We start from the raw sequence: 14336 nt of genomic DNA, 5'->3' as shown, positions 1-14336 counted from the left end.
TCAGCGGCCGGTCGCGATGCGTTCGTACGTGCTTTGCAGGCGCGGATCATCCGGCGCATAACGGCGGGCACGATCCAGTGACTGGAACGCGCCCTGGCGATCACCCTGGGCGGCACGCTGCACCGCGTTATCGATCCATGCGCTACCCAGCTTATGGCGGAGGTCGCCCTGCGAGGCGTCGCCGGGAGCGAGGTCCGACAACGTGCCGTACAGGTCTTCCGCACGACGCACGTTACCGTTGGCGACCGCCTGCTGCATGAGCGTTTCCACCTGCCCCGGCAGGCCTTGCAGGCCGGCGCGCGCGGCAGGGTCGTTGCCATCGATGGAAAGCGCATTGCGATACAGGTCGTACGCGCTGTCGCCCGGCGGATCCATGATGTTGCCACTGGCGGCAGCCTGCTGGGCACGCCGCACCAAGGCGTTGACCCGCGCCTTCTGTTCCGGGCTCACGGCCATCGATGCCTGCGCCGGCGTATCGTCGCCCGCCACCGGCAGCTTGTTGCCACCCGCTGCCGCGGTCGCCGGTGCCTTGCCGCCACCGGCGATACGCGCGCGCGCGGCGGCCAGCTCGGCGGACTTCGGCGCCAGCTTCGCCGCCTGGTCGAGCAATCGGCTGGCCTGGTCGTCGTCTTCGCTATCGATCGCCGCATTGGCCTGCACGATCAGCGCCTGGGCGACCTGGCCGAGGCCCGCCTTCGCATCGGCGTTATCCGGATCCGCGGCCAGCGCGGCGCGGAAGCGCGCGAGCGCGTTGTCATCGCCCTCGCCGGTGAAGCGGCCGGCACGCATGGACTCGTTGCCCTGCTGGACCAGCGTCGCGACCGCTTGATCATCCTGCTTGCGGTTTTCGGCGAGCGCCGCCCGCAACGACGGCAGGTCGGCGTAACCGGGTACGAGCAACGCGATGCGATCGACGATAGCGTTCGCCTTGGCACGATCGTTATCGGCCATGGCCTGGCGCGCCTGCGCGGCGAGACCATCGCCGACCTTGTCGAGACCGCGTGCGGCGACCGCATTGTTGCGGTCGGCATCCAGCACGCGGCGGTAGAGCGGGCCCGCACCGGCATCGCCATCCAGCGTGCCGGCAGCCAGCGCCTGCTGCGCCCGGTCGATCAACGATTCGGTCTGCTGCTGCGGGTTGCGTGCCTGCGACAGGCGCTGCGAAAGCTGCTCCACGTCGTTACCGCCCCCGAGCAGTTCGCGGGCCACGTTGAGCGCGGCCTCGGCCTCGTCCAGGCGGCCGGCGGTCAACGCCGCATCCGCACGGCTGACCTCGGCCTGCCCGACCCGGCGCAGGCCATCGCGCGCCTGGTCGCTATCGGGTTGCTGATCGCGGGCTTTCTCGAACAGTTCGCGTGCGCTATCGCCCTGGGTACCATCGAGCTTGCCCGCATTCAGCGCCGTGTTGGCCTGGGCCAGCGTGTCGTTGAGCTCCGTGCTGGGCACGAGGTTGCGCAAGCGATCCTGCTGCAGGTAAAGCGCCGTCGCCACACCGATCAGCGCGAGCACCAGTACAGGGATGAGCCAGCCGCGCTTGCGGGGACGTCCCGGGCCGCGTGAACGCGGCGGTGGTACGGCGCCGCCTCGACGGGGCTCGTCGATGACGATGTGCGGTAAACCATCGTCCACCGGCGGCGCCGGCTTATCGAGGTCATCCAGGCGACCGAGCGTCGGCTCGGTGCGTTCGTGGGGGTCGCGGCGTCCGCTCATGGCCAGGCATCGTCCATAGGAGCTTGCCAGCTTACCATTCAGGCGTGAACGGACGTTGTAGGCCATTAAAGCTCGACGCGAATACGGCCCGCCGCGCGCTTTGCCTTATCCAGTGCCTCATCGACGCTGCCCGCCCGGGCGAGCGTCACGGCCATGCGGCGACGGCCACGCACCTCCGGCTTGCCGAAGATCCGCAGCATCGTGCCGGTCTCGACCAGCGCGTCGGCGATGCCATGGTAGGTGGGCGCATGGCCCTCGCCTTCCACCAGCACCGCACACGATGCGGCCGGCGCGAACAGGTGGATCTCCGGCACAGGCAGGCCAAGGATGGCGCGCGCATGCAGCGCGAACTCGGAAAGATCCTGCGAGATCAGGGTGACCAGGCCGGTATCGTGCGGGCGCGGGCTCACCTCCGAGAAGATCACTTCATCACCGCGCACAAAGAACTCCACGCCGAACACACCCCAGCCACCCAGCGCCTGGGTGATGGCATCGGCCTGCTTTTCAGCGGCGGCACGCGCCGCGTCACTCATCGGTTGCGGCTGCCACGATTCGCGGTAGTCGCCATCTTCCTGGCGGTGCCCGATCGGCGCGCAGAACGCGACGCCACCCCGGTGGCGCACGGTGAGCAGGGTGATCTCGTAGTCGAAATCGATGAAGCCCTCCACGATGACCCGTCCCTTGCCCGCACGCCCACCCGACTGCGCGTAGTCCCACGCGTGACCCGCGTCAGCCGGCGTGCGCACCACGCTCTGCCCCTTGCCCGATGAGCTCATTACCGGTTTCACCACGCAGGGCGTGCCCAGGGCGGCGATCGCTTCGTCGAACGCTTCACGCGTGTCGCAGAAGCGATACGGCGAGGTCGGCAGGCCCAGTTCCTCCGCCGCCAACCGACGGATCCCTTCGCGATCCATCGTGAGCCATGCGGCCTTCGCCGTGGGGATGACCTTCAGTCCTTCCTTCTCCATCGCGACGAGGGTCGGTGTGTGGATGGCTTCGATTTCGGGGACCACGAGGTGCGGTTTTTCCTTTTCGATCACGGCACGCAAGGCCTCGCCATCCAGCATGTCGATCACATAGCTGCGGTGCGCCACCTGCATGGCTGGCGCGTTCGCGTAGCGATCGACCGCGATCACCTCTACGGCGAAGCGCTGCAGCTCGATCGCCACCTCTTTGCCCAGTTCGCCGGAACCCAGCAGGAGCACCTTCAGGGCAGTGTGGGTCTCGGGGGTACCGAAGGTTTTCATGGGCGGGCGGGTCCAGATGGGAAAGCCCCGATTCTACCGGCCCGGAGCCCTTACGAATGGGGGGCTTGACTCCGCCGGTGAACGTGGTGTGATGCAGCTGTCCCCGACAATCCGGAAGTACGCCCATGAGACGCTTACGCGCTGTTCTCGCCGTACTGCTGTGCCTGGCCCCAGTGTGCGCACTGGCCACGGAAACCTGGATGACCGTCATGCTCGACGGCCGCAAGGTCGGCAAGCTGAAAATTGACCGCGAGGCCGGCCAGGACAAGGTCACGACCTCGCAGGTGCTCGATTTCCGGCTTACCCGGATCAAAACCCCGCTGGCCATGCGCACCGAACTGCGTTCCATTGAATCGTCGGGTGGCAAGCCGCTCGCCTTCTACGCCAAATCCTCGATGTCCTCGCAGGAGAACCTGGTGCAGGGCGAGGTTCGCGATGATGGCGCGTTCCAGGTCGCGAACACCGTGGGCGGCGAGTCGCGGGTGAACCTGCTTATCTGGCCCACTGGAGCCGCCCTCGTGGAGGGCCAGCGCCTGAACATGGTGCGCAAAGGCTTCCGCCCCGGGACCACCTACCAGACCCGCAACTTCGACCCTGTGAAGCAGCAGGTGGCGACGGTGGATATCGTCGTCGTCGGCGACGAAGCCGTTGATCTGCCACAGGGGCGGGAAACCCTGCACCACCTGCGCCAGACCCTTGCCGGGAATAGCTCGCAATACGTGGATATCTGGGTGAACGACAACGGCGACGTGCGCCGCGGCATTGCCCCGCTCCTCGGTTTTCGCATGGAAATGGCCGCATGCGACGCAACCTGCGCCAACGCACCCGACCAGGATGTAGACCTGCTGCGTGCCGCCATGGTCGATGCCCCGCGGCCGATGGCCAACCTGCGCCTGGCACCCGTGCGCTACCTGATCAGCGTGCGTGGCAACCACCCCAACCCATTCATCGAAACCGACGAACAACACGTGCATGAGCTGGGCGATGACCTGTTCCAGGTGGATGTCGGCTTTGCCGTGCCGCGCAGCGACGAGCCCGGCCCCAGCCAGGAAGACACCGCGCCCAATCCATGGGTGCAATCGGATTCCCCGATCGTGCTGGCCCTGGCCAAACGGATCGTCGGCGATGCCTCCAGCGACCTCCAGCGCATGCGCCGCCTGCGCTCGTACATGTCTGACTACATCACCGAGAAAGGCCTCGACGTGGGCTATGCCTCGGCGCTCGAAACCATCAACACCCGCCGCGGTGATTGCACCGAGCACGCCGTGCTGCTGACCGCCCTCGCCCGTTCGCTGGGCATTCCGGCGCGCGTGGTGACCGGCATCGTCTACGTGGATCGTTTTGGTGGCGCCTCGCGGGTGTTTATTCCGCACGCGTGGACCCAGGCCTGGCTGGGCAACCGTTGGGTGAGCTTCGATTCTGCCCAGCGCCGCTTCGACTCCACGCATATCGCCCTAGGCACCGGCAGCGGTGATCCATGGCGGTTCTTCCGCTCCATGAGCGTGCTCGGCAGCATCCGCATGGAGCGGGCGACCCCGGCTTCGGCGCTCATGGATATGCCCGCCCCCGCGGGCGATGGCGGCGGCGTGGTCAGTGGCGGCGGCAAGGGGGCGGCCGGGGCGAATTGAAAATCTGATATCACTTAGATATCATCCGCCCCACAATCCCAGGGGCCCATCGTCATGAATGAACGTCCTGCTGCGTCATTGCCCGGCATCCCGATGCTTGCCGTGCTGTTTCTCCTCGGCCTCGCCGCCGTCGGCATCGTGCTCACCGGCGCCGATAGGCACGGTGCCCCGCTGGTACCGTTCTCCGGTGCCATCATGCTGGGCTTCCTCGCCTTCCTTGCGAAAGGTTTTTTCCAGGTCCAGCCGAACCAGGGCCAGGTGATGCAGCTGTTCGGCCGCTATACCGGCACCGAGCGCCGCGAAGGCCTGCGCTGGACCAACCCGTTCTACTCGCGCCGCCCCGTCAGCCTGCGTGTGCGCAACTTCGAGAGCAGCCGGCTGAAGGTCAATGACAACGACGGTAATCCCATCGAGATCGCCGCGATCGTCGTGTGGCAGGTCGTCGACACGGCCGAAGCGGTGTTCTGCGTCAACGATTACGAGAACTTCGTGCAGATCCAGAGTGAATCGGCACTGCGCCAGATGGCGCAAAGCTACGCCTATGACACGCACGACGATGGCCGCCCTTCGCTACGCAGCCACGGTGACGAGGTGAACAACCATCTGGGTCGCGAGATCGAGGCACGCCTGGACAAGGCAGGCGTGCAGGTCGTCGAAGCCCGCATCAGCCACCTGGCATACGCGCAGGAAATCGCCCAGGCCATGCTGCAGCGACAGCAAGCCAGTGCGATCGTTGCGGCGCGCAGCCGCATCGTCGAAGGCGCCGTGGGCATGGTCGCCATGGCCCTGGAACAGTTGCGTGCACAGGGTGTGGTCGAACTTGATGAAGAGCGCAAGGCGGCGATGGTGTCCAACCTTCTCGTCGTCCTTTGCGGCGACCGCTCCACGCAACCGGTGGTGAACACCGGGTCGCTGTATAGCTGACGCGTGGCGGAGAAAAAAGCCTATCCGCTGCGCATCAGCGCAGCCGTCCTCGAGGCCATGCAAAAGTGGTCCGAGGACGAGCTACGCTCGGTGAACGCGCAGATTGAATATGTGTTGCGCGATGCGTTGCGGCGTGCCGGGCGCATAAAGGGCAGCAAGATCGAAGCGATCGACGATCCCGACGGGTGACGCCGCCGCTAATCGACACCTCCCCTGTAGGAGCGCGCTTGCGCGCGATGGGTGCTCGCCGTAACCCGGATCGCGCGCAAGCGCGCTCCTACAGGGGTTGCGCTGCGGGATTTCTCAGGGAAAGGGCCGCGGCGATCCAGGCGGCGATGAAGGCCACGCCGCCGATCGGCGTGATCGCGCCGAACCAGCGCGGCGCGCCCAGCGCCAGCGCGTACAGGCTGCCCGAAAACACCACGATGCCGATGCCGAAGAGGGCAAGTGCCGCGCACCGCGCGCGACCCGGCGGTAAGCCGAGCACCCCTGCGAACAACGCTAGCGCATGCCAGAAGTGGTACTCCACGCCGGTGTGCCAGGTCGCCAGGGCTGCCTCATCGAGGGTGCCGCGTAGCGCATGCGCGCCAAATGCGCCAAAGACCACGGCGCTCGCGCCGGCCAGGCCGATCAGGAAAGCGGTGGAGGTGCTGACAGGTTGTCGCATTCGGGTGGTTCCCCAAGGGTTCCCCGCCGTGTGCACGACAGGGTGGCGTATGCTTCGGCGGATTGTTCCCCGGAGTGTCGCATGAAGCCGTCACCATGCCGCCGGGCCTTCCTGGCCCTGCTCGCCCTTGCCGCCCTGCTCCCGCTGGCAGCCTGCCAGCGCGAACCGCAACCGGAATGGCGGCTCAACGATGTGGCCGGCCACCTGCCCGACCTCGAGTTTCGCCTGACCGACGACAACGGCAAGGCGGTCACCGCGGCCGATTACCAGGGCAAGGTCGCAATCATGTATTTCGGTTACACGCACTGCCCCGACGTGTGCCCGCTCACACTCACCCAGTTGCACGTCGTCCTCGATCGCCTGGGCGCCCCAGCGGACAAGGTGCGCATTCTCTTCGTCAGCGTGGATCCCGCGCGCGACACGCCGCAGGTCATGCACACCTACGTGAACGCGTTCGACAAGCGCGCGGTGGGCCTGGTCGGTTCGCAGGCCGATGTGGAAGCGCTGGCCAAACGCTATCGTTCCGCATTTACACGCGAGCCCGACCGGGCCGACGGCAATTACGAAGTCAGCCACAGCTCCGCGATCTACATCTTCGACGCGAAGGGCAAAGCGCGCCTGCTTGCCACGCCATCGGCCTCACAGGACGATATCGTCCACGACCTGCACCTGCTCACCGCCCTGGAGCCCTGATCCGTGAAGACATCCCTGCTCTTCCTTGCCAGCCTGCTTAGCGTTGGCGCCGCTCACGCGGCGGAGACCTCCAGCGTGAAAGCCAGCGGCGCCTGGATCCGTGTGCTGCCCGGCAGCCTGCCCGCCGGTGGCTACCTCACGCTGGAGAACAGCTCGGACAAGGGCGTGGCGATCACCGGCGCGGCAAGCGCGGATTACGCTGACGCGATGATCCACAAGAGCAGCACCGAAACCGGCATGGGCCGCATGGAGATGGTCGACAAGGTGCCGGTGCCTGCGAAAGGCCAGGTGGCCTTCGCGCCGGGCGGCTACCACGTGATGCTGATGCAGCCGAAACACCCGGTGAATCCGGGTGACAAGGTCGTGGTGACGTTTACGCTCTCTGATGGGACGACGTTGCCGGTGACGTTTACCGCCAAGCCAGCCAACGCTACCGGGCCCTGAGGCTATCGCGCGCAAGCGCGCTCCTACATAGGGCAAATGCTATCGCGCGCAAGCGCGCTCCTACAGGGTCTGCGCAGGTCTTGTGTAGGAGCGCGCTTGCGCGCGATGCTTTTTACTTCGTGAGGAATTCGGCGGGCACGTCGTGCACGCCGATCTCCTCACGGAAGAGTTCCTGCACCTCGGCCGTCGCCGGTCCATCGTGTAACCACACTTCCAGCTGGTCGATCGCCGCGGCCGTACCGTAGGCCACGACCTCGACACTGCCGTCGATCATATTGCGGGCATACCCGGTGAGCTTCAGCTTCATGGCCTGCTCACGTGCCGAAGCGCGGAAAAACACACCCTGCACCCTGCCCCTCACGATGAATCGCGCGGCGTTCATATCATTTGCCCCTGGCGATGGCCTCATTGAGTTTCGCAGCGTCCACGGGACCAATGAAGCGCTTGGCCACGTGGCCGTCCGGCGCGATCAGGTAGGTGGTCGGCAGGCCCTTGGGGCTATCGAAATCCTTGGGCGGCGCCGTGACATCGATCTGCGCGATGGGATACACGACGGGATGCTTCGCGACGAACGCGCTGATGTCTTTCGCGTCGGTGTCCTCGAAGGCGAGGCCGATCGCGACGACATCCTTGCGTGATTTTACGAACGCCGAGATATCCGGCATCTCCTTGATGCACGGCACGCACCACGTGGCCCAGTAGTTCACGATCACCCACTTGCCGCGCTGCGCGGCCAGGTCGAACGGCTTGCCGTCGAGCGTCTTGACCTTCAACTCGGGCGTGGTGGTGGAGGCCATGGCAGGCACGGCAAAGGCGAACGCCAGGGCGGCGATAAGGCGGGGAATCATGCGGGAGCATCCTCGTTGGGGACGGTAGGAGGAGGAAACAGCTGGTCGAGCCGGGCGCCCAGCGTGGCGTCGAGCGCCCCGGCAAGCTGGTCGAGCAGCAGCATCAGGTCGGCCGGCAGGCGGATGCCCAGCCGTTCGACCTGTTCGCGTGGGTGCAGCGGGAGCCGGTATTGGGTGCAACGGTAAACGCGCCCGAGTTCGGTGGCATCCAGGCTGCGGCTGAGCATCCAGCCGCCGGATTCGCAGCGCTGGATCATGTCGGCCTTCTGCAGGTCCTCGAAATAACACGCGATGGCATTGCTCGGCAGGTACGGCTCGCTCACCCGCACGGTGGCCGGATCCACGCTATCGCCCATGCGCTGCGCGTTCACGAAGTGCTGCAGCACCACCAGCATGCCGATGAACTCCGCCCCTTCGGGTAGGGCATCGTGCGGCCGCGTGTACTCGAACGCGGAAATAGATGCGGCGATCGAGGCGCCCAGGATCACGATGATCCATGACAGGTAGATCCACAACAGGAAGATCGGGATCGCCGCCAGCGCACCGTAAATTTCCTCATACGTCGGTGCGTTGCGGATGAACTCCGTGAAACCCCAGCGCGCGATTTCGAACAGCACTGCGCCAAGCAAGGCACCGATCGCCGCGTGCCGCCACGATACGCGCCGGTTCGGCACCATCGTGTACATCAGCACCAGCGTGATGAAGGTGATGACGAAGGGCAACAGGTTCAGCAAGCCGCCCTGGGTGGCGATCTGGTCGGCCGCCGCGTGCAACATGGGCAAGGCCGTCAGGTACGAGGAGAGCACCAGGCCACCGACCACGAGGATCGGGCCGAGGGTCAGCGCAGCCCAGTACAACAGCAGGCGCGAACCCCAGCCGCGCGGCTTGCGCACGCGCCAGATCCGGTTGAGCCGATCCTCGATGCTCACCATCATCGACACGGCGCTGAACAGCATGACCAGGATCGATATGCCGGTGAGCTGGCTGGCCTTGTCGGCGAACGCGAGCATGTATTCCTGGATCTTGATGCCGGTGGCTGGCACGAAGTTCTGGAACGCATAGTTGGCCAGGCTGCCCCGCCATTCAGCGAACACCGGGAAGGCGGAGAGAATGGCGAATACTGCGACGGTGAGCGGCACCAGGGAAACCAGCGTGGTGTACGAGAGCGCGCCCGCCGTCTCGAAGCACTTGTCGTCGACGAAGCGCAGCCAGGTGAAGCGGGTGAAGCTCAGGGCGCGTTCGCGGTCGAAGCGCAGCGGCATGGGCATCCTTCGTTGGTCCCGGAACATTGGGAACGTCCTCGTAGTTCTGCGAGACTAGCGCCTTCCAAAAGGCAGCCGTCCATGTCTCACGACATCCTCGTACTCTACTACAGCCGATCTGGCCACACGGCCCAACTCGCCCGCCTGGTCGCCCGCGGTATCGAGGAAGTACCCGGCATGCGCGCCCGCCTGCGCCAGGTCCCACCCGTCGCGCCGGTCACGGAAACGGCGATGCCGCCCGAGCCCGAGGAGGGCGCACCCTACGTTTCCCGGGCGGATCTCGTGGAGTGCGTCGGCATGGCCATCGGTAGCCCCACGCGGTTTGGCAACATGGCGGCGCCGCTGAAGTACTTCCTGGATACAACCGGCGCGGAATGGGCCTCGGGCGCGCTGGCCGGCAAGCCGGCCGCGATGTTCACCTCGACCAGCACGATGCATGGTGGCCAGGAGACGACCTTGATGTCCATGGCCCTGCCCCTGCTCCATCACGGCATGCTCATCGTCGGTATTCCGTACACCGAGCCGCTGCTTTCGACCACGACCTCGGGCGGCACGCCCTATGGCGCCAGCCATGTCGCGGGGCACCGTGGCGATAACGGTATCAGCAATGACGAACGCGACCTCGCCCGCGCACTCGGCAAGCGCCTGGCCGACGTGGCCCGCCGCCTGGGTACCCCGGCGTGAGGCCTGCCGCCACCGGCTTGCAGAAGGCCGGGCTTGCCGCGTGGGCCGCGCTGTTGGGGGTCCAACTGCTTTGGTACACGGCGTATCCACCGGTCTCCATTCCCGTATGGGTCGCCCTGCTGATCACCGTGCCGCCGCTGCTGCTGCCGCTGCTGGCGTTGCGCAATGTCACCCGCGCGTTGTTGTGGGTGGGTACGTTGGCGCTGTTCTATTTCTGCCATGGCGTCTCCGAGGCATGGAGCTCCACGGGCGACCGCTGGCTGGCGTGGATTGAAATCACCCTCTGCCTGCTGCTTATCGGCACGCTCGGCGCGGGCGTGCGTCGCCGCTAGCGCCCATCGCGCGCAAGCGCGCTCCTACACAAAGGGCGGCTGTTGTAGGAGCGCGCTTGCGCGCGATGGGGCCGCGGGGACACCCATGGTGCACAGCGTATCGACGTACGCCGCCGCACGGTGCACCCTAACCGGGTCTGCCAATGGAGAGGTGCCACGATGGGTTTCCTGCAGGACGCGCCGCGCCTGGCGCACCCGTTCCGCGAAGATCGCGTGCTGGATGCATGGCTTGGCCACGTATTGCCTGTCGACCGGCTCGCCGATTGCGCACCCGACCTGGATGCCCTGGGTGATTACGCGCTCGATGCCTACGAGCGCCGCCAGCGCACCCCGCGCAGCGAACCGGTCCTGACCCAGTGGGATGCCTGGGGCGCACGCGTCGATCGCATCGCGCTCACGCCGGCGTGGGAAGAAGGCCCGGCCATGACTACCCGCCATGCGGTGCTCGCCGCCGGCCATGGCGACTCGCCGTGGTCGCGCGTGGAAGAGTTCGCCCGCGTCTATCTCTACCACCCGGCAAGTGAGTTTTATTGCTGCCCACTGGCCATGACCGATGGCGCGGCGACGGCATTGAAGGCTTCGGGCAACCAGGCCCTCATCGATCGCGCGCTACCGCGATTCCTCAGCCGTGATGCATCGCGCTTCTGGCTTTCGGGCCAGTGGATGACAGAAACGCCGGGCGGCTCCGACGTGGGCCGCACTGAGACCGTTGCACGCCAGGATGCGAACGGCCAATGGCGCCTGTACGGGCGCAAGTGGTTCAGTTCTGCCGTGGTCGGTGAAGCCGCCCTTGCCCTCGCCCGCCCCGAGGGCGCAGGCCCCGGCACCGCGGCCCTCGCCCTGTTTTATGTGGAAACGAAGGATGCGAAGGGCGCCTGGCAAAACATCACGATCGATCGCCTGAAAAAGAAGCTCGGCACGCACGAGCTGCCCACCGCCGAAATCCACCTCGATGGACTGCCCGCGACACCGGTCGGCGCGCTTGAGCATGGCGTGCGCCAGGTCGCGCCCATGCTCAATGTGACGCGCACCTGGAATGCCGTGTGCGCCGTCGCGAGCATGGCCCGCGCCATCGCCCTGGCGCGTGACTACGCGACACGGCGCCGTGCTTTCGGCGCCCGCCTGATCGACCAGCCGCTGCACGCGCGCACGCTTGCCGACATGCAGGCGACGTTCGAAGGTGCCTTCTCGCTGGCCTTCTACGTTGCCGAACTGCTCGGTCGCACCGAGCGGGGGCTGGGCGACGCCCACGAACCCGCCCTGCTCCGCCTGCTCACGCCCCTGGCCAAGCTGTGGACGGCGAAAGCCTCCATCGGCGTGGTCTCCGAGGCGCTGGAATGCTTTGGTGGCGCCGGCTACATCGAAGATACCGGCCTGCCGCAGCTACTGCGCGACGCGCAGGTGTACGCCATCTGGGAAGGGACCACGAACGTGCTGTCCCTCGATATGTTGCGTGCGCTCGGTAACAGCGGCGTGGATCCGATACGTACCGCCATCCTCACGCTGCTGCCCGTGGACACCCCGGACCGCAGGACCATCACGGCCATGCTCGATACCACCGAGGCCCTGCTGGGCGACGTCGTCGGCGACCGGGCATCGCTGGAAGCCTCCGCTCGTGGCATCGCGTTTACCCTGGCCCGGTGCGTGGCTGCCGCGCTGCTGGCGCGTTCCGCCGGATGGGGCGATGCCGGCGGGGATCCACGCCCCGCCGCGGCCTGCCGCCGGTTCATGGCCCGCGGCCTCGACCGGCTGGCCCTGCCCGCCAACGATGACGATAGCCTGCTCGCTTCAGATATCCCCGCCACGTAATGCCCACAGGGGCGGTAGAATGGCCGCCCGCTTCGTCCACGCTTCCCAGGCCAGTCCATGCAGCATCTCACCATCGTCACCACCGGCGGCACCATCGACAAGGTTTATTTCGACGACAAGTCGGATTACCAGATCGGCTCCCCGCAGATCGGCGACATCCTGACCCAGCTGGGCGTCGCGTTCCGTTTCGACGTGATTCCCATCCTGCGCAAGGACAGCCTGCACGTGACCGAGGAAGATCGCGCCCTCATGCGCAGCACGATCGAGGCACAGCCGCACCGCCACGTGCTGGTGACCCATGGCACGGACACGATGGTCGAAACCGCCGCCGTGCTCGAAGGCATCCCCGGCAAGGTCATCGTCCTTACCGGCGCGCTGAACCCGGCACGCTTCCAGGGCTCCGATGCCGTGTTCAACATCGGTTGCGCCGTCGGCGCCGTGCAAACGCTGGCCGATGGCGTGTATATCGCCATGAACGGCCGCGTGTGGGATCCGAAGAAGGTCCGCAAGAATCGCGACGCCAACCGCTTCGAAGCGGTCTGATCCCAACCCCTTGTAGGAGCGCGCTTGCGCGCGATGGGTGCTCGCGGCAGACCTGATCGCGCGCAAGCGCGCTCCTACAGGGCCATTCGCTCTTCGACTACGGCATCGAGGGTGGCACCCGCATCGAGCAGGCCGGCGCCGCAGGCTTTTGGGCAGCGCGCGGGCCGTGCATTGTCGACCAGGTGGCGGGTGATGTCGTCGACGCCGAGTGACGGATCCGCCGAGCGCATCAGCGCGACGACGCCACTGACCAGCGGTGCGGCCATCGATGTGCCGGCGAGGTAGCCGAACACGCTGCGCCACGGAACACGTGCGCCTTGGTCCACCGCTGAGATCATGTCGTCCGTGCGCAAGCCGCGCAGCGAGCCACCCGGGGCTGCAAGCGACACGGCGGTGCCATGGTTTGAACACCACGCGAGCCGCCCCTGCCGGTCCAGCGCACCAACATTGATGACGCCCGGGCAATTCCCTGGTGCGACCGTGCCTGCCGACACCCCATCATTACCCGCTGCCGCGACGACCACGGACCCGCGTGCGCGCGCCTGGGCCACGGCATCCGCCATGGCCTCGCCGCAGGCACCTTCCACGCCGAGGCTCAGGTTGATGACATCCGCGCGATGCGTCGCGACGGGCACGCCGCGCACCTCGCCGCCGGAAGCCCACGCGATCGCGTCGATCACATCGGACAGGTACCCCCCGCAATGGGCAAGCACGCGCACCGGCAGGATCTTCGCCTCCGGCGCGACGCCGACGATGCCCAGGCGATTCCCACGTTTTGCCGCCGCCAACGCCATGACATGCGTTCCATGCCACGACGAACGTGAGCCAGCGCGACGTCCGCAGTCACCAGGATCTTCCCAGTCACCTTCGTCGCGCGGATCGGCATCCCGGCCATCGCCGTCGCGCGCGCGGCCGGCATCGGTGACGAAGTCGTAGCCGGGCAAGAGCTGGCCATCGAGTTCCGGGTGCGATGTCACGCCCGTGTCGAGAACCGCCACCACCGCACCCTCGCCGCGCGTGCCCTGCCAGGCGACTTCGGCATCGATCCCCGCACGCGGGTCATGCAGCGACCACTGGCGTGGGTATAGTGGATCTGCCAACGCAGCGGGTTTGACGATGCGATCTTCTTCGACGCTGATCACACCGGGGAAGCGTACAAAGTGTGCAGGGTTGCCGTCTTCGATGTCGAACACCTCAGCGCCCGTTGCCAGCGTAGCGATGTGTCTGGGCTGGCCCGGATCGACGGCACGCCTACGGCGCGCGCTGGATGCCTGGGGTACCCGCGCGGCGGTGGCTGAAGGCTGATCGGCGAAGCGCACGATGTAGCGCGTGGCGGGAACAGGCAGGGCGGTCAACACAGTGAGGCAAAGTAAAAGGCAGCGTCGATACATGCGTGGTGTCCTTCGTGAGGGAAGAACCACGCTATTTAATCTTGAACAGGCCGCGTAGACGGCGCGCGCCACGCGAACGTGTAGGCACATGCCTGTAGGAGCGCGCTTGCGCGCGATCGGGGGTATCGCAAGATCCATCGCGCGCAAGCGCGCT

16 protein-coding genes are annotated in these 14336 nt (G+C 66.5%); 9 read left to right on the top strand and 7 right to left on the bottom strand.

All coding sequences use genetic code 11. From position 1 onward, the window contains the following. Together VGN46_RS13275 and purT are read right to left on the bottom strand one after the other, a co-directional pair. The gene (locus VGN46_RS13275) at nt 1-1710 is read right to left on the bottom strand and encodes a hypothetical protein (protein WP_331644187.1); all 1710 of its coding nucleotides are present in this window, start codon (nt 1708-1710) and stop codon (nt 1-3) included. 65 nt (nt 1711-1775) lie between these two features. Beyond that, the gene (gene purT, locus VGN46_RS13270) at nt 1776-2957 is read right to left on the bottom strand and encodes a formate-dependent phosphoribosylglycinamide formyltransferase (RefSeq protein ID WP_331644186.1); all 1182 of its coding nucleotides are present in this window, start codon (nt 2955-2957) and stop codon (nt 1776-1778) included. Nucleotides 2958-3082: 125 nt separating this feature from the next. On the opposite strand from purT, the gene VGN46_RS13265 reads away from it, so the two are divergent. The 3 genes from VGN46_RS13265 to VGN46_RS13255 are packed head-to-tail and all read left to right on the top strand — an operon-like array spanning nt 3083 to nt 5698. After that, nucleotides 3083-4585: a transglutaminase-like domain-containing protein gene (locus VGN46_RS13265; protein ID WP_331644185.1), complete on the top strand. Its 1503-nt coding sequence runs from the start codon at nt 3083-3085 to the stop codon at nt 4583-4585. A 54-nt stretch (nt 4586-4639) separates the two neighbouring features. Beyond that, the gene (locus VGN46_RS13260) at nt 4640-5509 is read left to right on the top strand and encodes an SPFH domain-containing protein (RefSeq protein ID WP_331644184.1); all 870 of its coding nucleotides are present in this window, start codon (nt 4640-4642) and stop codon (nt 5507-5509) included. A gap of 3 nt (nt 5510-5512) precedes the next feature. Continuing rightward, complete coding sequence (locus VGN46_RS13255; protein WP_331644183.1) at nt 5513-5698, top strand: Arc family DNA-binding protein; 186 nt, start codon at nt 5513-5515, stop codon at nt 5696-5698. 88 nt (nt 5699-5786) lie between these two features. Here VGN46_RS13255 and VGN46_RS13250 read toward each other — a convergent pair whose 3' ends face one another. Then, nucleotides 5787-6176 (bottom strand): DUF423 domain-containing protein, encoded by a 390-nt coding sequence (locus VGN46_RS13250; RefSeq protein WP_331644182.1) that lies wholly within the window; start codon nt 6174-6176, stop codon nt 5787-5789. An 81-nt stretch (nt 6177-6257) separates the two neighbouring features. On the opposite strand from VGN46_RS13250, the gene VGN46_RS13245 reads away from it, so the two are divergent. Together VGN46_RS13245 and VGN46_RS13240 are read left to right on the top strand one after the other, a co-directional pair. Further along, a complete protein-coding gene (locus tag VGN46_RS13245) occupies nt 6258-6869 on the top strand; it encodes an SCO family protein (protein ID WP_331644181.1) in 612 nt (203 codons plus the stop codon). Between the two features lie 3 nt (nt 6870-6872). Next, nucleotides 6873-7313: a copper chaperone PCu(A)C gene (locus VGN46_RS13240; RefSeq protein ID WP_331644180.1), complete on the top strand. Its 441-nt coding sequence runs from the start codon at nt 6873-6875 to the stop codon at nt 7311-7313. A 112-nt stretch (nt 7314-7425) separates the two neighbouring features. Here VGN46_RS13240 and VGN46_RS13235 read toward each other — a convergent pair whose 3' ends face one another. The 3 genes from VGN46_RS13235 to VGN46_RS13225 are packed head-to-tail and all read right to left on the bottom strand — an operon-like array spanning nt 7426 to nt 9423. Further along, on the bottom strand, nt 7426-7695 hold the full coding sequence (locus VGN46_RS13235) for an acylphosphatase (RefSeq protein ID WP_331644179.1): 270 nt from the start codon (nt 7693-7695) through the stop codon (nt 7426-7428). 1 nt (nt 7696) lies between these two features. Further along, nucleotides 7697-8161, bottom strand: a complete 465-nt coding sequence (locus VGN46_RS13230; protein ID WP_331644178.1) for a TlpA disulfide reductase family protein — start codon at nt 8159-8161, stop codon at nt 7697-7699. Beyond that, the gene (locus VGN46_RS13225; RefSeq protein WP_331644177.1) at nt 8158-9423 is read right to left on the bottom strand and encodes a YihY family inner membrane protein; all 1266 of its coding nucleotides are present in this window, start codon (nt 9421-9423) and stop codon (nt 8158-8160) included. The genes VGN46_RS13230 and VGN46_RS13225 overlap by 4 nt, the downstream gene beginning before the upstream one ends. Nucleotides 9424-9504: 81 nt before the next feature. Here VGN46_RS13225 and wrbA point away from each other — a divergent pair, with 81 nt between their 5' ends. The 4 genes from wrbA to VGN46_RS13205 all read left to right on the top strand — a co-directional run bounded on the left by wrbA (nt 9505) and on the right by VGN46_RS13205 (nt 12791). Further along, nucleotides 9505-10107: an NAD(P)H:quinone oxidoreductase gene (gene wrbA / locus VGN46_RS13220; protein WP_331644176.1), complete on the top strand. Its 603-nt coding sequence runs from the start codon at nt 9505-9507 to the stop codon at nt 10105-10107. Next, nucleotides 10104-10439 carry a DUF2069 domain-containing protein gene (locus VGN46_RS13215; protein ID WP_331644175.1) on the top strand — a complete coding sequence of 112 codons (336 nt, stop codon included), beginning with the start codon at nt 10104-10106 and terminating at the stop codon, nt 10437-10439. The genes wrbA and VGN46_RS13215 overlap by 4 nt, the downstream gene beginning before the upstream one ends. Nucleotides 10440-10598: 159 nt before the next feature. Then, nucleotides 10599-12248 (top strand): acyl-CoA dehydrogenase family protein, encoded by a 1650-nt coding sequence (locus VGN46_RS13210; RefSeq protein ID WP_331644174.1) that lies wholly within the window; start codon nt 10599-10601, stop codon nt 12246-12248. 57 nt (nt 12249-12305) lie between these two features. Continuing rightward, nucleotides 12306-12791: an asparaginase domain-containing protein gene (locus VGN46_RS13205; RefSeq protein ID WP_331644173.1), complete on the top strand. Its 486-nt coding sequence runs from the start codon at nt 12306-12308 to the stop codon at nt 12789-12791. Nucleotides 12792-12865: 74 nt separating this feature from the next. Here VGN46_RS13205 and VGN46_RS13200 read toward each other — a convergent pair whose 3' ends face one another. Beyond that, complete coding sequence (locus tag VGN46_RS13200; protein ID WP_331644172.1) at nt 12866-14182, bottom strand: S8 family peptidase; 1317 nt, start codon at nt 14180-14182, stop codon at nt 12866-12868. Nucleotides 14183-14336 lie beyond the last annotated feature (154 nt).

This window comes from Luteibacter sp. (assembly GCF_036500425.1).
Taxonomy (GTDB): domain Bacteria; phylum Pseudomonadota; class Gammaproteobacteria; order Xanthomonadales; family Rhodanobacteraceae; genus Luteibacter.
Note: the sequence above shows the minus strand (reverse complement) of the source record. Positions and strands in the feature narration are given on the sequence as shown.